Consider the following 18074-nt stretch of genomic DNA (forward strand, 5'->3'; position numbering starts at 1 on the left):
AAAGAAAGTAGGAAAAGCATTGTTTAAGGAAAATTTTTTGCTCACGAACACCGTCGCCCAGACGCTCTATCACGAGTATGCCAAAGGGTTGCCGATCATTGACTATCATTGCCATTTAGATCCGAAAGAAATCTACGAGGATCAACCTTTCAAAAACATTACCGAAGCCTGGCTTGCTGGTGATCATTATAAATGGCGTTTGATGCGGGCTTGCGGCATTGATGAAGAAAAAATTACTGGCACAGCATCTGATTATGACAAATTTGCGGCTTGGTGCCAAACGGTACCCAAGTTGATTGGCAATCCATTGTACACTTGGACTCATTTAGAATTGCAACGCTTCTTTGCTATTGATCTGCCAGTCAATGAAGCCAATACAGCAACGTTATGGGAAACATGCAATCAAGCATTGCAGAAAAAAGACTTTACCCGTCGTGGGTTGATTGCCAATAGTCAAGTCAAAATCGTTTGTACGACGGATGATCCCATCGATGATCTATATTATCACCAGCAACTCCACCAAACAGAAGATCGATTCACCGTCTTGCCTACCTTCAGACCTGACAAAGCAATCAAGATCGGCGAGAAAGATTTTTTGACTTACATTGACAAACTGGCCATTGCTTCAAATCAAACCATCACTACTTATCAAGATCTGGTGAATGCGTTAGCCAAACGAATCAGCTATTTCTCAGACAACCATTGTCGCTTGGCTGATCACGGAATCGATACATTGACTTTTATCGACCCCACAGCGCTATCCGCCGCTGACGTCTTTGAAAAGGCCTTGACCAAGACACCTTTAACCGACAAGGAAGTGGCAGTCTATCAAACCACAGTGTTGTTAGACTTGATGAAGGCGTATCATCAAGCAGGCTGGACGATGCAATTGCATCTCCATGCCTACCGTAATTGTAACCAGCGGATGTATCAGGCGTTAGGTCCGGATACTGGTTACGACGGCATCAATGATCAACCAATCACCAAAGACTTGCAACAGTTGTTGGATCACGCCGATCACTCTCAGCAGCTGCCGCAAATGATTCTATATTCATTGAATCCCAATGATTACGATGCCTTAGTGGCACTGATGGGTTGTTTCCAAAATAAAGGGGCCAACAAATTACAGTTGGGATCTGGTTGGTGGTACAATGACACCCGCGCTGGGATGCGCCAACAATTGACCAAATTTGCCGATGGCAGTGTCCTCTTCAATTTTGTGGGCATGTTGACAGATTCTCGCAGCTTCCTTTCCTATACCCGGCATGAATATTTCCGACGGGTTCTATGCGAATGGCTGGCGGAAATCGTACTTCGGGGCGAAGCACCAACAGATCTTCAAGAACTCAAACCCTTGATAGAAAACATCTGCTACATCAATGCAGCCCGCTATTTCCAATTCCAGGAGATGCGCTGATGACAAATATAATCATTGCCGGCGATTCAACGGCGGCCAATAAATTCAATCTGGCACGCCCGGAAACAGGATGGGGAGAAAAGCTTACTGGCTTTCTTCCCTCTACCTATAAAGTCATCAACTTCGCAAAAAATGGTGCGTCCACCAAAAGTTTTATCGCAGAAGGACTGCTGGATAAAGCGATCGCTACAATCGATAAAGGCGACTATTTCTTGATTCAGTTTGGACATAACGATCAAAAAGTCCATGATGTTCGAGGTACTTCGCTGAAAGATTATCAAGAAAATCTAGCCAGATATTGCCAAGCAGCACAAGAGAAAGGCGCACGCCCGATTCTACTGACATCCATCACTCGCCTTTATTATAAAGGCAATCGTCTTGATCCAAAGGCAGTTGGCGACTATCCTACTGCGATGCAAGCTTTTGCTCAGCAATCTGACATTCTTTGCTTAGACATTTTTACAGCAACCCAAACACATTTCAATAAATTATCAGAGACAGAAGCTCAAAGTCATTTTTTACATCTGCCTGCTGGGATACACCCCAACTATCCCAAAGGCATCAATGACAATACCCACCTAAATGATCACGGAGCAACTGTGATCGCCCAAATCATTGCCGATGCGCTCAAGCAAGCTGATTTAGATATCTTTGAATGACAAAGCAAAACCAAAAAACGGATCCACTCATCAGATGATGAATGGATCCGTTTTTTTACATGTCACTGATTTGCCAAGTTTATTCAGGCTGCTTGCCGATATAGGCCAAGATACCACCATCGACATACAATACATGCCCATTGACAAAGTTTGATGCATCAGACGCAAGGAAAACGGCTGGACCTGCTAAATCAACTGGTTCACCCCAACGCGCTGCTGGTGTTTTTGCTACGATAAATTGATCAAAAGGATGACGTGAGCCATCAGGTTGTGTTTCGCGCAATGGTGCAGTTTGCGGGGTTGCAATGTACCCAGGCCCGATGCCGTTGCATTGAATGTTCGCTGAACCAAACTCGGAACAGATATTTTTGGTCAGCATTTTTAATCCGCCTTTGGCAGCTGCATAGCCTGCCACTGTTTCACGACCTAATTCGCTCATCATGGAACAAATATTGATGATCTTGCCATGGCCTTTTTTGATCATTGACGGCAAGACCGCTTTTGAAACGATAAATGGCGCATTCAAGTCAACATCCACCACCTGACGGAAGTCCTCTGCCGACATTTCTAACATTGGGATCCGCTTGATGATCCCGGCATTGTTGATCAAAATATCAATGACACCGACTTCATCTTCAATTTGTTTGACCATCGCTTGCACTGCGGTTTCATCCGTCACATCGCAGACGTACCCATGGGCGTCGATACCTGCTTCTTTGTAGTTTGCTAATCCTTGATCCACGGAGGCTTGATCCAAGTTGTTGAACACGATTGTTGCCCCAGCTTTAGCCAATGATTGTGCTAAAGTGAAACCAATTCCATATACTGCGCCAGTAATCAAGGCAATTTTGCCATCTAATCGAAAATCATGCATTGAAAAATTCATGTTTAACCCTTCTTTCTTTTATTTTAAGTCATCCATCGCAATCATATCCATATCCGTATAGGTGATATTTTCACCACACATAGACCAAATGAAGGAATAATTGCTTGTTCCGATACCGGAGTGGATCGACCAGCTAGGAGAAATAATGGCTTGTTCTTCAGCAACGACCAAATGTTTTGTTTCATCTGGTTTCCCCATCATGTGGAAGACTTTGGTGTCTTCATTCGCAAAATCAAAATACACATACGCTTCCATCCGGCGTTCATGGGTATGACACGGCATTGTATTCCATGCACTGCCTGGTTCTAAAATCGTATAGCCCATTTGCAACTGACAGCTCTCGCAGACGTTCGGGTGGATATACTGATAGATTTTCCGTTCATTCAGCGTCAACCCTTCCCCAGTCTCCATTGGCTTCACTTGATCGATACTGATTTTGACATTTGGATACTTTTTGTGTGCGGGTACACAAGAAAGATAAAATTTAGCTGGGTTAGCAGGATCATCTGAATAAAAAATCACATGCTTCGTTTCTTTACCGATATAATAGCCGTCTTGTTTTTTCATTGGTTCTTTATTGCCTTCGATTGAAATCGACCCTGGCCCACCAATGTTGATCACACCTAATTCTCGCCGTTCTAAAAAGTATTCAACGCCTAATTCTTTGTTCAATTCAATCTCTAGTCCTTGGTCGGTTGGTGTCACACCACCAAAAATCATCCGGTCATTGTGGGTATATGTCAACATGATCTGACCCGGTGTAAAGATTTTCTCTACTAGAAATTCTCTGCGTAATTCTTCCGTGCTGTAATACTTGATGTCCAGTGGACTGTGGGTATAACGTGTTTCCATATGTTGCATGTTTGAATTCCTCCTTAGCGGATAATTTTTCCTGATCCGTTTTTCATAAATTCGTTGATTTCTGATACTGAAAAAAGATTACAATCGCCATAGATCGTATGTTTCAATGCTGAAGCGGCGGTAGCAAAGTCTATCAATTCTTGATCGCTGCTCTGTGTGGCGATGCCATGCAGTACACCTGCAGCAAATGCATCACCACCACCTACTCGATCAACGATTGGATCGATGACGTGGACTGGCGACAGCACATAATTACCTTGATGCCAAAGCCTACCAGTAAGCAGATGATGACTTGCCGAGATCACCTCGCGATGGGTGCCGTAAAACAGGTCGATATTGGGATACAGTTGATTCATTTGGTCATAATAATACTGGTCATCTGTCTCTTCTTTTGGTGCAGGAATATCCATAAAAACTTGTGCATCCAATTTTCCAGCTGAACAAACATCTACATAGGGCAGAAGTTGTTTCAAATATTCTTTGGCCTCATCTATTGTCCAAAGCTTGCCGCGAAAATTGATATCCAAGCTGATTTTGACCCCTGCTTGTTTGGCAGATTTGACCAGTTCGATCAGCGTATGCTGCCAATGTTTAGACAGCGCAGGTGTGATACCGGAAATATGAAAGATTTCCACGTGTTCAAACATATCCGTCGGCCACTCGTTCTTGGTCATCTCAGCAAAACTTGAGCCTTTGCGATCGTAAATGACTTGGGCGGCTCTTTCACCAATACCTGTTTCAACGTAATACGTGCCCAATCGCTGACCGCCTCTTAGCAGATAGCGGCAGTCGACGCCGTAGCGCTGCAAGTGCTGCTTCACACCTTCCCCTAAAGCGTTTTCAGGAATCTTACTAGCAAATGATACTGCATGCCCAAAGTTGGCTAAAGAGATGGCAACATTGGCCTCACCTCCACCATAGTGGGCACAAAATTGATTGCTGCTTGCTACTCGTTCGCCAACAGTTGTTGATAAACGCAACATGATTTCCCCTAAAGTCACAATCTTTGCCATCATTATCCGCCTCGAATCTCTGTAAGTTTTGCAGCGTATTGTTTGGCCACTTCTGTCACTGCAGCAAAATCACCCTTTGCAGCTGGTGCAAGCAAATTACCCCCAACGCCGACGGCAACGACACCCGCATCGAACCATTCAGCCATATTCTCAAGACTGACACCACCTGTCGGCATGATGTTCAGTTGAGGCAACGGTGCTTTGAATGCGGAAATGATACTTGGTCCATAGGCACTGCCTGGGAATAATTTGAGAATATCCGCACCGGCCTTCAACGCTTCTTTCATTTCGGAGATCGTCATACACCCCGGAAGATATGGCACTTGATACAGATTGCAGATTTCAGCTGTTGCTTGATCGAATGTCGGGCTAACGACATATTCAGCGCCAGCCATGATCGCTAATCGCGCAGTGACGGCATCCAATACTGTTCCCGCACCAATCACAACTCCTTCGTGGTCACGATAGGCATTTTTTAATTCGGCGATCACCGTTGCAGCTTCTGGCACTGTGAAAGTCAATTCAATACCCGTAATTCCACCTTCAATAATTGCTTGACTCGCTTTGAATGCTTCTTCTTTAGATGCACCTCGCACAACAGCGATTACACCACTTTTTTGCAATTTCATTAAACGCGCTACTTTTTCCATCTTGCCCCTCCTTTAATTTCCTATTTGGAAAATAAGATTTATCATAAAGAAACTTACAAGTTTATTATATCCTTCTCCGATAATTTTGCAAGGGCTTTCTAACATTTTATAATGATGTTTCGATGGCTTTTTTTGTTTCTCGTATAGTTTCAATCAGTGTTTGTTTATAGGACGGGGTTAACCGATATTTCGGCAAACTCACTGAAAACGCACCTACGATGGCTTCGTTGTGCACCAACGCCGTACCAATACAATAAATTTCTTGTTCCATCTCTTCATCATCAAATGCGACTTGTTCTTTTCTTGATCGTGCCAGTTCTTTTTTCAACTTAAAGGGGTTTGTGATCGTATTTTCTGTATAGGCGGTCAATGGTGTGTCCGCTAAATATGCAGCCAGGTCCTCTTCTGAAAACAATGCCAAGACCGCTTTGCCCATGGCCGAAGAGTACAACGGTCGGGTGATGCCTACTTTAGACGACATGCGGATCGTTTGATGCTGGGGTTCTAATTTGTTGACATACAAGATCTCATTTGCTGCTAATACCCCTAAATGGATCGTTTCATCAGCGTTCGACTGCAATGCTTCTAAATGAGGCAAACTGATTTCCACTAAATCTAATTCTTCGATACTTTGATTGGCATATTTGATCAGCTTAGAGCCCAAACGATAGTCTTTGTCCTTATTTCGCTGCACATAGCCGATTAATACCAGTGTATCTAAAATTTTTAACGTTGTTGACGGGGTCATCCCCGTTGCCAAAGCAATCAACTGCAACGATTGATTTGGATTTTCTGCAAGATGATCCATAATCGATGCTGCTTTCAACAGCACTGTTCCATACGGTTTTTGAGTCATATTATCCACCTCTTATTTTCTATATAAGAAATTATAATATCTTTTTGAGAAATCTACAATCATATTTGACATTTTCTTCAAGAAGTTGATTTACAATTGCTTCCTAAAAAAGGTATGATGAAGAAGAACTGTAAAGGAGTGCCGATGAATGGATTTGGATGTGCTGACAAAAGGAAAGACACTTTCTGCTAATGAAATGCAAATGATCGATTATCTCGTCAGCAACACAGATGAGATCGATGGTCGACCGTTACGAGAGATTGCCAAAACGATTTATACCTCACCTGCATCCATCGTACGCTTGGCGCAAAAACTCGGATTTTCTGGATATACTGAATTCTTTTTCTTTTTAAAGAATCAGTTGAAACATCAACAGATCACTGAAGCGACGATCGATTACCAAATTGATACGACCAGTATCGATGAAATGATTGCCTCGATCCAACGCATTTACGCGAACAATACAGATAAATTTATTACGATTTACGCCACTGGTTTTTCTGGCATCATTGCTGAATATCTGCACAAAAAAATGCTGGTCAATGGTATCAAAACGCTATTAGTCAGCGCCTCAGATTCAGGCGGCATCATCAGCAACAATATCGAAAACATCAGCATGTTGATTACGATCTCAAAATCAGGAGAAACACCAAAAGTCATTGAAAAAATGGCATTGGCCCAAACACATCACATACCCACGATTTTATTTTGCGGCAACGGAGAACATAGTGCCAATCAACTGGCGACTTACTCATTTGAAGTAACGGATGAGCGCCCTTTTGACACCCAAAATATCGAATACAGCAGTTTCTTTGGCAAACTGCTGCTACTCATGGAATATATCGTAGATGTCTTTACAACAACTGAAAAAACACCTCACGACTGAATCGGGAGGTGTTTTTGGGCTATGATCGAAAATATGTTTTTGCTAGCTGATGATAGGCAGTAGCGGCTTGGGTATCAGGTATGATCGTATCGCCAACATTCGTTCGCGTCGCGGTTTGATGATACAGATCATATAAGCCGAAAATCGGTTCATTCTCTTCAGACAGACAACAAGCCACGCCCAATACATCCGCTGCCAATTGACCCAGCTCCTTCGTTTGAAAAAAACCACCACTCACTGTGATGCGATCCTCCACTTGAACCAAGTCCTTCAACAAACGCAGATTCATCAACATGCCTTCAATTGTAGCCCGTATCATATCTTCTCGTCGATGGTCGATCGTTAGATGGTGAAAGCCAGCTGTAATCTGATTTGTCCAAAATGGTGCCCGCTCGCCATTCAAGTAAGGAAAGAAACGCAAACCACGACTGCCGATCGGCGTATCAGCCAAAATATGGGGCAATGATTGATAAAAGTCTGTCCTTTTTTCGGCAAACGTCTCTTTGGTCCACGCCAAAACCGAACCGCCATTGTTCGACGGTGCACCCACAACATAGACCCCGTCTTTTAGGTAATAACAAAAATTCTGTTTTTCCACATCAAAAATCGGGCTAGAGGTCACTTTCCTGATTGCAGCACTTGTGCCAATTGTTAAACTGTTTGGGATACCTGTCGATTGATAGCCGGCATAAGCTGCCAAACAACCATCGCTAGCGCCGCACATAATCAGCACTTGTTGTGAAAGCCCCAGTTGATCCGCAATATCCGGCAAGATAGGAAAACAGTCTGTTGGCGCACACATAGGCGCCAATTGATCCGCTGTCAATGATAAGTAGTTAAGAATAGCTTCACTCCATGTCTTTTCCTGCAAATGATATAATCCTGTGGCGGACGCAGTGCTGCGATCGATTCTCGCTGTACCGCTAAACATCTCCATTGCCAGTTCTTTTAGGCCGTAAAAATGATCATAACTTGAGAGGCTAGCCGTTTCTTTCAAATGTAGTAATTTAGCAAACGGTGACATGGCGTGGATCGGTGTGCCAGTTTCCTGATAAAAGGCGCGTGCCATTGCCGTTGGTCGAAAGCTCTCAATCGTTCGGCTTGCTTGGTTGTCAGACCAAATGTAAATGTCGTCACCTTGTCCATTCTTTAATGGCATCAAACTATGCATTGCAGTACTGAATGCAATAGTCTTTATTTGGCTCTTGAATGCAGGGGGGATCGCTTGAACACCTGACATTAGCGCTCGCTTGATCTCGGCTGCCGATTGGGTTTGTTTGGCCCCTTCAATGATTGTATTCAGTTGGATCGAATGACTGTGACGCAATTTACGGTCGCTGATTACACCAAATTTGATGGCCGTTGTGCCGATATCGATTCCTAAAAACATCTCTTCTCATCCCTTTGCTCTATTACAGAATATCTCTTATTTTATCATAGAATCATGAATCAACTACTATGATCCTTCATTAAGGAAAGTTTCATGTTTACATAGCAATCATAAACAAAAAGAAGATTCTCTGGGGAACCTTCTTTTTTTTTCTTCCGATAAAACAATTTATGTTTCGCAAATGTGAAACATTTTAATGCAAATCAGGCCAATAGTTGCCATTCTCCGAGACCAAATCATCCAGTAATTCTTTGGCAACTTTTGCGCTAGGAATGGTTTTGGAAAGGGTTAACGCTTGCCACATCTTTTGATAACTCTTTTCCACATATGCTTCGACAACCAACTTTTCCACCATGACTTGCTGGTACATGAGGGTTTGCTGGAAGGACGGAATTTTCCCTTGTGCCAAAGCTTCAGGACCGTCTGATCCAATGATACAAGGGACTTCAACCATCGCATCATCTGGGAAATTGGCGATTGCACCATTGTTCTCAACAATCATGATCATACGCTCATGGGTGTTGAAGGCAATCGCTCTGGCTAAGTCTACAATAAAACTTGCATGGGCATCAATTTCAAAGGCAATCCCTTGCGCTGAGCCATTGTCTACGATTTTCTTGGCGTGGGCAAAAACGCGCTTCTCTCTTCCTTCCATTACCTCATTGGCACGGGTATATTCTGGATGATCCTTCATATGATCAAACATATCATCTGGATAGAGATAATATTGCAAATACGTATTTGGTAAAAACGCTGGTGTCAATGCCAAAAGGTCTTTGGCTTTTTTGTGGGTTTCCTGCCAACTTGGATCAGTATGTTGGGTATCCACTTCAACTTGCGTCAAATATCCGTTTTTGGCAACATATGATCGAATCTCTTGGATGTATTCGTGACCTGCTTTGTCTTTGATACTCGTCCACCAACCAAAGTGATTCAATCCGAAATACCGTACTTCTAACTCTTCCGGCTGCTTGTCGATGATCTGCGACATTCGGCGCAATGTGCCTACAGGCATATCGCAAATGTTCAATACTTTTGCTTGAGGTCGCAACACACGACAAGCTTCGGCCACAATTGCTGCTGGATTAGAGTAATTCAGCATCCAACATTCTGGGGCATACTTCTCCATATGATCAATGATTTCAAGCATACCAGTAATACTGCGCATGCCATACGCAATACCGCCAGGCCCGCAAGTTTCTTGCCCGAAAACACCATGTTTTAATGGAATTTTCTCATCTTTTTCCCGCATCTCATATTTACCGACACGGATATGTGCCATACAGAAATCAACATCAGTAAAGGCTGTTTTTGGGTCCGTTGTAAAAGCAAACTCAATATCTGGCGCCTGTTCTTTCAATAAAATTGCTAGCGCTTCGCCTAGATTTCCTTGTCTTACTTCATCATTATCATACAAAGTAAGTTTACGTAATGGAAAACGATCTTGATTGTCTAATAACATCATCACAATCCCCGGTGTAAAGGTACTGCCGCCTCCGGCAATGACTACTGAAAATTTTTTCATTATTCATTCTCTCCTTCTCGTCCTAGATACGCCTCTAGATTTTCTCGTACTTTCGGTACCGACAAACCATAAACCACATGCACATTTTCGCCATTTTTGATGACCCCTTTGGCACTGGTTTGCTCTTTTAACAATGTTTCATCCACCAATTCAGGATCTTTCAACTGTAAGCGTAAACGCGTATAACAGTTATCGATGGTTTTGATATTGTTCCCTCCGCCAAGTCCCTCAGTGATCAATGCGGAAATTGAATCTTGGCTTGTAGTCGTTGCCGTAGCAAGCCCTCCACTGCCTGTTACCTGTTGTTCCTTGTATTCTTTTTTGGAATACAGCTTGGTTTCATTGCCTTCATCTTCACGTCCGACAGTTTTCAAATTCATTTTTGTGATCAAGAAACGGAATAAGAAATAGTAAATGAAGAAAAACGCGACCCCAACCAGCAGATAAATCGGCCAGCGGGTTTTCTCGATGCCTAATGGAATATTGTACAAAAGGAAATCGATAAAGCCATTCGGTCCAATCGCTCGAGAGCCGAATATATTTAAGGCAACCATACTCAAGCCGCTTAATCCCGAATGAATCACAAACAGCATTGGTGCGACAAACATGAACGAAAATTCGATAGGTTCTGTGACCCCTGCAATAAAGGAAGTAATCACAGCTGGAATCAGAATTGCTTTGACTTTAAATTTATTTTCAGGCTTTGCCGTATGGTACATAGCCAAACAAGCCCCAATCAACCCGAACATTTTCGAGATTCCTCTGGCATCCCAGATCACACTTTGGGACAAAATACTTACTGCGGGATCGGCAATTTCTGCGAAATAAATATTACGCGCGCCTTCAAATACTTGACCGCCAACTTCCGCCACTCCGCCGAGTGAGGTGTACAAAAATGGTGTATAGATCAAATGATGCAAACCAGTCGGGATCAACAGGCGTTCCAAAGTCCCATATAAGTAAATCCCAAAGTTTCCAGTCTGTTGGATCACACCGCCAAGACTATCGATGCCGGTTTGGACAACTGGCCATACAAACGTAGAAAGAATCGCTAAGCCGACAACCACTGGAATTAGAACGATGAACACAAATCTGGCACCACCATAAACTTGAAAAGCATTTGAAAAGGTCGTATCGATAAAACGGTTGTGGATCAGTGCCGTAACGACCCCTAAGATCAAGCCCAAGAAAACACCCATATCCAGCACTTGAATCCCCAAAACAAGCGCTTGACCGGAACCTTGCAAGGCATCCGCCGGCACAAGCATTTCCCGCAATGACATAAATTTGTTCATGGCATTTAAGAAAACAAAATAGCCTAGTAAAGCAGTAAATGCCGCCTCGGCTTTCTTCTTCTTCGCTAATCCTAAAGCGATCCCCACACAAAATATAATGCCTAAATTGGTTAAAATAGGTAAAAGTGCAGCTGATAAAATACTACCGAACCCAATCGTGATTGGGTTATCCAAAAATGGAAATCGCTCTATCAATCGGACATTGGTAAATACATTCCCAACCGCAATCAAAATCCCCGCAATTGGTAAAATCAATACCGGCACAAACATGGCCTTCGAAAACTTCTGCATTGCATCCATCACTTTTTCTTTCATTGATGAAACTCCTTCGTTTTGTATTTGTAGGTTTATTATAGGGAATAAAATACGTGATTCATAGAGCAACCGCTTTCAAATCAATATGTTGCAGGTTTTGGAATTTGTTTCATCCACCTATTGCTGGACTATGTAAGCGCATAAAAAAAGCGAATCATAAATGATTCGCTTTTTTTATGTGTTTGGCGACAAGTTAAGTATTTTTTGATAAAAAAACAGCGGAAGTGCAATCGAAAATAATTGAAAAACAAGCGGAAAATAATTGAACGTCAGAAAGTAGAATATGCCTGTTACAATAAGCACAGCGATCAATTTATGGAAATACATGATGGTGAGGATAAAACAATGTTTAAAAAGTAAGATGTATGATTGTGTATCCTTATTTGCTGATTGTATAAAATACAGATTACAATTATAAGCAATGATAAAGAATAGAAAGATAATGGTCATAAACTGAATCAATAATAATTGACTGTTCATAGCTGTACGCCAAAGCATCAAACAAAAGTAAAAGGACAATCCATTAAAGACCCCTAATGGCAGGGTCTTTAACAGTGCTTGTCTGAAGTAGCGCAAATATGGGCGCAAAATCTTTGCTTCAGGGTATTGATACATATCTGCTAATGCTCGTAATGCTGCGGGAAAAGTAATAATTGGAAATACAACTATCATTACCAAAATATTCAACACGATCACACGATACAGCACTTCACATATATGATAAAACTTACTCTCTAAAGCAAACATGTTTGTCACATCCTTATTTTAACTTTTCGATATTTTCAGCTATTCTTTCATTGCGGTAGTCAACGATCGTTGACCAGCCATTGTTCTCACGTTCTTGAAGATAATCATCCCAAATCTGGCGCCCTTCTTCCTCTGAGCCAGCTTGGATGAAATTCACCAATGCTTGGACGCGGGAAGTATTGATTGATGTTAGATTACGAGCTTCTGATCCCGAACGCGGATCGATGTCCTCAATTTCGAATCGAGGCGCTAATTTGTCTTGCGACCATTCGACCATTTGTCGAATCGAGGTAGCAGGTTTTTGTCCCATTTGAATGGCATAGTTGTCATTGCTGACAAACCAGTAAGAACCTAGACCGACTTCTTTGTCAAAGCGTGCAATATCAGCATTTCGTAATGCTTCAGTTTCTTCAGAATATTCAGCGACACCATCAACGATATGATAAGTTTCACCCTCTACGCCAAAGGTTGACACCATAGTACCGTATTCACTTGCTAGGTAGGTAAGTAATTCCATTGCTTTTTGCGGTTCTTTGGTAGAAGTTGTAATGAACGTTTGCGTCCAACCACCAATATTGCCGCCTGTAAACGTTGAATCATCGCCATTGGCATTTTTGGGTCCATCGACTGCAATATAGGTTTGGTCTGCATTTCTTGCATTGTTGTCAGACATGAATTCGTTCAAGCCTTTGGTGTTTGAATGTAGATAAGCGAAATATCTTCCTTGACCTAATTTTTCCTTCATTGTGTTGTCGTTATCAGAAAACTGATCGTTGGTGATGTATCCTTCATTATATGCTTTACGGAATGTTTCGATCCAAGTGATATAGTCTTCATCAGCATCACGATCGTTAAATTCCCCATCTACACTTGGTGCAATACTTAAAAAGTCTTGTAGCGTTCCACCATATGCACCGTCACCGCCATTGGAAATATCCAAAGCAGTCGAACCGAATGGTACCAATGCTGCCCCGTCATCTGCTGTTGGAAACTGTTCATGGGCTTTTTGCAATGCATCTAAGAATCCTTCTGGGGTGGACATGTCTGGTTCGCCAAGTGCTTCATAGATATCCTTTCGCACGATAAAGGTCTGATCACCGACAACATTGCCGTCTTCATAATCTTGTGCGGTTGTTGAAAAGCTCGGATATCCATAGATATTGCCATCTTCCAGCGTGAACCATTGGACTGATTCTGGTTTAGCTGCATGTTCTAGGAAATATGGATCGTATGTTTCAGCTAAGATATTCAAAGGCAACGCGAATTTAGTCGCCTCGTTGGCAGCAGATAAATTCTTATCAAAGGTCATCAAATCGGGTAAATCGCCACCCGCCAACATTGTATTGAGGTTTTCATCGTTCCCAGAAATAAATTCTACGTCGATATTCATATCTTCTTTGATTTTTTTGGTCACAGTATCTTTGCCCCAGCCAGGTTGTGCATACCAATCGAAGTTGACGTACCATTTCAAGGTTGCTTCGTGTTCTGTGTCTTTTTCCCAACTAGGTGTGTCCTTATCTGCTTCAAAGCGTGCTTCCGGTAAATCTTGTGCAGCAGATTCTCCTTTAGAGGTATTGTCACTTGACCCGCCACATGCCGTCAATACCATTACCGATGCCAATGTTAAACCTGTTAGTGCAAAAACTTTACTTGCTTTCATTTTTCTCTCTCCTCTTACTCAAATTTAAGGTTATTCTTTTACCGATCCAAGCGTCATGCCTTGAATAAAGTACTTCTGTAAAAATGGATAGATCACAACAACAGGAACAGTTGTAACAACCATTGTTGCCAATTGTAACGATTGAGAAGTTGTATTCCTTACGACATTGGTTCCCGTAGCGACCGCAGGTGATAAGTTTTCTGAAACAATTCGGAACAGCAGCATTTGCAGTGGATATAGTGTGCGATCATCCACATAAATATTGGCTGTCATATAATCATTCCACTGGAATACGCCATGGAAAAGAGCGATCGTTGCCAATACTGGCAATGACAAAGGCAGAATGATCTTCACAAAAATCGTAAAGGGATTAGCGCCATCCATCATGGCCGATTCTTCTAACGAATAAGGGATACTCCGAAAGAAATTCATTAAGATGACCATGTCATAAAAGGAAAACAATACCGGTATGATATATACCCAAAAGTTGTTCAATAAGCCTAATTGTTTAAATAATAGAAAGGTTGGTATCATCCCGCCAGATACGAACATCGTTAAGATCCCCATATTCATATACAACTTTCTACCAATCAGGTTTCTACGGCTCATACCGTACGCAACCATTGCCGTCAATGCCGTATGCAGCAAAACTCCGATAAGTGTTTTTGCAACAGATATGACAAATGCTCTGTATATAGCGCTATCTTCAAAAACTGTATAATAACTTTCTAAAGAAAACTGTCGCGGCCAAAAATAAATACCTCCTCGTGCAGCATCCGTCGCGTCGTTGAATGAGAGCGCCACGATATTCCATAGAGGCAGTGCGATGACCGCAAGAAAGAAAATCATAAAAATGACGTTCACCACATTGAATATCTTTTCATCTTTCGAAAATGTCTGATTCATGTTTTCACTCCTTTAAAATACAGATTCATCGCTGATTTTTTTGGTCAATAAGTGGCTGCCAACAACCAAAATCAATGAGACCACTGATACGAATAAACCAACAGCTGTTGCATAAGAAAAATCACCTTGTTGAATCCCCATCTTATAAACAAACGAGTTGATGACTTCACTTGACTGATAGTTCACTGGATTTTGTAAAACCAATGTCTGATCTAAGTTTGAACCCAATAGTCCCCCCACTGACAGAACAAAAGTCAATGCAATGATGTGACGGATCGAAGGAATCGTGATGCGTGTAATTTGTTGGAATTTATTCGCACCATCCATTCGTGCTGCTTCATAGAGTGCTGGATTGATTCCTGTCATTGCAGCTATATAGAGAATCGTATTCCAGCCAACTTCTTTCCAAATATCCGAAATAACTGCAATCGCCCAATATTTATCCGGATCAGTAAGGAAACGGATTGGTTGATCGATCAGCCCTGCCCCTATCAGCAGATTGTTCACTAACCCTGTATCAGAAAGCCATGTAATAAACATTCCACCTAAGATAACCCATGAGAGAAAGTGCGGTAGGTAAGAAACCGTTTGCACAACTTTCTTTAACCGTACATTGACGATTTCATTGATCAATATTGCCAACCCAATCGCTGCTGGAAAACCAATCAACAGTTTAAAAAAACTGATACCTAACGTGTTGGTCATGACCGTCCAAAACATTTTATCGCCGAAAAATTCTCGGAAATACATTGTGCCTACCCATTCTGCATTCGAGATCGTATCCAAAACAGAATAATCTTTGAATGCAATGATAATGCCATAAAGCGGAATAAAATTAAAAATGATCATCAAGATGATACCTGGCCAAACCATCGCTTGATAAAAGCTTTGTGCTTTCAGCCTATTTATGAAACTTTGCTTTCTTGGCTTTCCATTTCCCATCATTGCTTTTGTTTCCATTATCTCCACCCTTTCATGATGAAACCAACGCTTCATCGATATACTTGATCACACGATAGACAGCACCGATCATACCAGCATCATTTTTTAATTTTGCGGGGATCACTGGAGCGATCGATTGTTGCTGCAAATAAGCAATACTTTCATGACGACTTTTCAAATCAGCGAGCGTTTGTTGGAGTCTTTTCATAAATGCAGCATTTTCACTGATTGCTCCCCCAATTAATATCGCTTCAGGATCGAAACTGCTGATCAAATTTAACAACCCTACTGACAGATCTTGAAAAAAACTGTCAATGACTTTTGCTGCAAGCGCATCACCTTGTTCTTCTAGTCTAAAAATATCAATGGCACTTTGTACGTTTACTGGATTTTCCAGATGTGCAGCAGCCAACTGATACTGATGACACAGACCGCCAACGATTGCAGCCCGTTGATTCAAAGAAACAGATTCTATCTCACTTGAATTCGGTATTTGATCAATCAACATCCAGCCAAATTCACCTGCCATACCATGTCCACCACGATAGACTTGATTATTGATAATGATGCCACCACCTATACCAGTACCTAGAACCAAACAAATATAATGTTCATACTCTTTGGCATGACCGATCCATTTTTCAGCAATCGCTGCCGCATTTGCATCGTTTTCGACAATGACAGGCACTTGCACATAGTGTTCAATCTCTTCCCGCAAATTTATGCCATATAAAGATTTGATTGATCCTGCTGTTGTCATCGTCCCGTCTTTTTGGATAATCCCTGGCGCGCTGATGCCTATTCCATTGATAGTTCCTGCTTTTTGTTCTAAATCTCGGATAACAGCTAACAAATTGTTTAGAAATGTCTCCTTTTCATGGGCTGTTTCTATTTTCCCTTTTTCAACGATTGTTCCATCTTTTTTGACGATTCCATACTTGGTCATCGTTCCACCAACATCAATGCCGATATACATGTATTCACCCTCATTACTTTTCTATTCTTTTTGTGGAATGACTGATCCTTAATGTTCCTTCTAAAACATAGGCTTGTCCCTTCTCCTGATTTTCAACCATGCGCAGTAAATGCTGCACTGCAAGACGCCCTTGCTCCGCGATTGGATTGTATACAGTTGTTAGATGCGGCGTAAAGTAATCTAATAACTCAATGCCATCAAAACCCACGACACTAAAATCATGTGGTACATCGAAGCCATTTGATTGTATGGCCTTTACCGCACCTATTGCACTCAAGTCATTTCCTGCTAAGAAGGCGGTGGGTAAATCACTTCTATTCTTAAGAAAGACGTCCACTGCTTCTTTCGATCTGTTTTCTTCAAAGAAACCTTGGATAATCACATCTTCACAATAAGGAATCCCTGCTTCTTTTAACGCATCTTGGTATCCTTTCAAACGTTCGTCGCTGTCATAGACACCTTCGATTCCTGTTATAAACGCAATATTCCGATGACCAAGTTGCAGCAGATAGTCGGTTGCAGCTTTGCCTTTATTGTAAGAATCAAAGACGACACTGCCAAAATGCTCATCTTGAATATTACGATCAATAAAGACCGCCTTGATTTGCTCTCGCCGAATGGCTGCCAAATCATCACTGTTTAAAAAATCTTCAAAACCTATGATGCCATCGACCACGCCGCCTAAGATACTGTTTAGTACCACTCTCTTATCGGTAGATAAAAAGACATTCACCGCATATCCAAACGCTTCAGCTTCTCTGGCAATGGCTTCAACCAAAATACTGAAATAGGGACCACTAATACTCGTAGTATAAAACCCAATCATTTTGGTACGATTGTTCTTTAATTGTTTCCCCATTAGATTAGGTACGTAATGCAATTTGTCTGCAGCTGCTTCCACACGTTCCTTTGTCTCAGGACGAACAACATCGATGCCGTTCAGCGCTTTGGACACCGTTGCAATCGATACATTGGCCTCTTTGGCAACATCTCTAATCGTTGTCCGATTTGCCATCACCATTCACCTCGCATAAAAACGTTTTTATTTTGAAACATAAGAATGTCGAAGTGAACATTTGTGTTTTCCTTC

General features: G+C 41.9%; 17 protein-coding genes. 3 read left to right on the plus strand and 14 right to left on the minus strand.

All coding sequences use genetic code 11. From position 1 onward, the window contains the following. Positions 1-19 precede the first annotated feature (19 nt). A complete protein-coding gene (gene uxaC / locus A5886_RS09360; RefSeq protein ID WP_086274804.1) occupies positions 20-1417 on the plus strand; it encodes a glucuronate isomerase in 1398 nt (465 codons plus the stop codon). Continuing rightward, positions 1417-2076 carry a rhamnogalacturonan acetylesterase gene (locus A5886_RS09365; protein ID WP_086274806.1) on the plus strand — a complete coding sequence of 220 codons (660 nt, stop codon included), beginning with the start codon at positions 1417-1419 and terminating at the stop codon, positions 2074-2076. Before uxaC ends, A5886_RS09365 begins: the two co-directional genes overlap by 1 nt. 79 nt (positions 2077-2155) lie before the next feature. On the opposite strand, the gene A5886_RS09370 is transcribed toward A5886_RS09365, so the two are convergent. The 5 genes from A5886_RS09370 to A5886_RS09390 form a co-directional block, all read right to left on the minus strand. After that, positions 2156-2962, minus strand: a complete 807-nt coding sequence (locus A5886_RS09370; protein ID WP_086274807.1) for a gluconate 5-dehydrogenase — start codon at positions 2960-2962, stop codon at positions 2156-2158. A gap of 18 nt (positions 2963-2980) precedes the next feature. Continuing rightward, on the minus strand, positions 2981-3823 hold the full coding sequence (kduI, locus tag A5886_RS09375) for a 5-dehydro-4-deoxy-D-glucuronate isomerase (RefSeq protein ID WP_086274810.1): 843 nt from the start codon (positions 3821-3823) through the stop codon (positions 2981-2983). Positions 3824-3837: 14 nt separating this feature from the next. Then, positions 3838-4836, minus strand: a complete 999-nt coding sequence (locus A5886_RS09380) for a sugar kinase (RefSeq protein ID WP_086274811.1) — start codon at positions 4834-4836, stop codon at positions 3838-3840. Positions 4837-4838: 2 nt separating this feature from the next. Then, positions 4839-5486 (minus strand): bifunctional 2-keto-4-hydroxyglutarate aldolase/2-keto-3-deoxy-6-phosphogluconate aldolase, encoded by a 648-nt coding sequence (locus tag A5886_RS09385; protein ID WP_086274813.1) that lies wholly within the window; start codon positions 5484-5486, stop codon positions 4839-4841. Between the two features lie 106 nt (positions 5487-5592). Next, the gene (locus tag A5886_RS09390) at positions 5593-6342 is read right to left on the minus strand and encodes an IclR family transcriptional regulator (RefSeq protein WP_086274815.1); all 750 of its coding nucleotides are present in this window, start codon (positions 6340-6342) and stop codon (positions 5593-5595) included. A gap of 148 nt (positions 6343-6490) precedes the next feature. On the opposite strand from A5886_RS09390, the gene A5886_RS09395 reads away from it, so the two are divergent. Next, positions 6491-7228 (plus strand): MurR/RpiR family transcriptional regulator, encoded by a 738-nt coding sequence (locus A5886_RS09395; RefSeq protein ID WP_086274817.1) that lies wholly within the window; start codon positions 6491-6493, stop codon positions 7226-7228. Between the two features lie 19 nt (positions 7229-7247). Here A5886_RS09395 and A5886_RS09400 read toward each other — a convergent pair whose 3' ends face one another. The 9 genes from A5886_RS09400 to A5886_RS09440 form a co-directional block, all read right to left on the minus strand. Beyond that, a complete protein-coding gene (locus A5886_RS09400) occupies positions 7248-8618 on the minus strand; it encodes a gluconokinase (RefSeq protein ID WP_086274819.1) in 1371 nt (456 codons plus the stop codon). A gap of 193 nt (positions 8619-8811) precedes the next feature. After that, entirely contained in the window at positions 8812-10143 is a 1332-nt protein-coding gene (locus A5886_RS09405; RefSeq protein ID WP_086274822.1) for a 6-phospho-alpha-glucosidase, read from the minus strand. Further along, entirely contained in the window at positions 10143-11753 is a 1611-nt protein-coding gene (locus A5886_RS09410) for a PTS transporter subunit EIIC (RefSeq protein WP_086274824.1), read from the minus strand. The genes A5886_RS09405 and A5886_RS09410 overlap by 1 nt, the downstream gene beginning before the upstream one ends. A gap of 174 nt (positions 11754-11927) precedes the next feature. After that, a complete protein-coding gene (locus A5886_RS09415) occupies positions 11928-12500 on the minus strand; it encodes a YesL family protein (RefSeq protein ID WP_086274826.1) in 573 nt (190 codons plus the stop codon). Between the two features lie 13 nt (positions 12501-12513). After that, positions 12514-14160, minus strand: a complete 1647-nt coding sequence (locus A5886_RS09420; RefSeq protein ID WP_086274829.1) for a type 2 periplasmic-binding domain-containing protein — start codon at positions 14158-14160, stop codon at positions 12514-12516. Positions 14161-14190: 30 nt separating this feature from the next. Continuing rightward, entirely contained in the window at positions 14191-15066 is an 876-nt protein-coding gene (locus A5886_RS09425) for a carbohydrate ABC transporter permease (RefSeq protein WP_086274831.1), read from the minus strand. Between the two features lie 12 nt (positions 15067-15078). Further along, positions 15079-16011 carry an ABC transporter permease gene (locus A5886_RS09430; RefSeq protein WP_373404602.1) on the minus strand — a complete coding sequence of 311 codons (933 nt, stop codon included), beginning with the start codon at positions 16009-16011 and terminating at the stop codon, positions 15079-15081. A 28-nt stretch (positions 16012-16039) separates the two neighbouring features. After that, a complete protein-coding gene (locus tag A5886_RS09435; protein WP_086274835.1) occupies positions 16040-16984 on the minus strand; it encodes an ROK family protein in 945 nt (314 codons plus the stop codon). 13 nt (positions 16985-16997) lie between these two features. After that, complete coding sequence (locus A5886_RS09440; RefSeq protein WP_086274837.1) at positions 16998-17999, minus strand: LacI family DNA-binding transcriptional regulator; 1002 nt, start codon at positions 17997-17999, stop codon at positions 16998-17000. Positions 18000-18074 lie beyond the last annotated feature (75 nt).

The sequence above is a fragment of the Candidatus Enterococcus testudinis genome (assembly GCF_002140915.1).
Classification (GTDB): Bacteria; Bacillota; Bacilli; order Lactobacillales; family Enterococcaceae; genus Enterococcus_D; species Enterococcus_D testudinis.

Bases quoted from the DNA above. Each gene is read 5' to 3' on its own strand.
- A5886_RS09365 (WP_086274806.1), top strand. From the start codon at position 1,417: ATGACAAATATAATCATTGCCGGCGATTCAACGGCGGCCAATAAATTC.
- A5886_RS09370 (WP_086274807.1), bottom strand. From the start codon at position 2,962: ATGAATTTTTCAATGCATGATTTTCGATTAGATGGCAAAATTGCCTTG.
- kduI (WP_086274810.1), bottom strand. From the start codon at position 3,823: ATGCAACATATGGAAACACGTTATACCCACAGTCCACTGGACATCAAG.
- A5886_RS09380 (WP_086274811.1), bottom strand. From the start codon at position 4,836: ATGGCAAAGATTGTGACTTTAGGGGAAATCATGTTGCGTTTATCAACA.
- A5886_RS09385 (WP_086274813.1), bottom strand. From the start codon at position 5,486: ATGGAAAAAGTAGCGCGTTTAATGAAATTGCAAAAAAGTGGTGTAATC.
- A5886_RS09390 (WP_086274815.1), bottom strand. From the start codon at position 6,342: ATGACTCAAAAACCGTATGGAACAGTGCTGTTGAAAGCAGCATCGATT.
- A5886_RS09395 (WP_086274817.1), top strand. From the start codon at position 6,491: ATGGATTTGGATGTGCTGACAAAAGGAAAGACACTTTCTGCTAATGAA.
- A5886_RS09400 (WP_086274819.1), bottom strand. From the start codon at position 8,618: ATGTTTTTAGGAATCGATATCGGCACAACGGCCATCAAATTTGGTGTA.
- A5886_RS09405 (WP_086274822.1), bottom strand. From the start codon at position 10,143: ATGAAAAAATTTTCAGTAGTCATTGCCGGAGGCGGCAGTACCTTTACA.
- A5886_RS09410 (WP_086274824.1), bottom strand. From the start codon at position 11,753: ATGAAAGAAAAAGTGATGGATGCAATGCAGAAGTTTTCGAAGGCCATG.
- A5886_RS09415 (WP_086274826.1), bottom strand. From the start codon at position 12,500: ATGTTTGCTTTAGAGAGTAAGTTTTATCATATATGTGAAGTGCTGTAT.
- A5886_RS09420 (WP_086274829.1), bottom strand. From the start codon at position 14,160: ATGAAAGCAAGTAAAGTTTTTGCACTAACAGGTTTAACATTGGCATCG.
- A5886_RS09425 (WP_086274831.1), bottom strand. From the start codon at position 15,066: ATGAATCAGACATTTTCGAAAGATGAAAAGATATTCAATGTGGTGAAC.
- A5886_RS09430 (WP_373404602.1), bottom strand. From the start codon at position 16,011: ATGATGGGAAATGGAAAGCCAAGAAAGCAAAGTTTCATAAATAGGCTG.
- A5886_RS09435 (WP_086274835.1), bottom strand. From the start codon at position 16,984: ATGTATATCGGCATTGATGTTGGTGGAACGATGACCAAGTATGGAATC.
- A5886_RS09440 (WP_086274837.1), bottom strand. From the start codon at position 17,999: ATGGCAAATCGGACAACGATTAGAGATGTTGCCAAAGAGGCCAATGTA.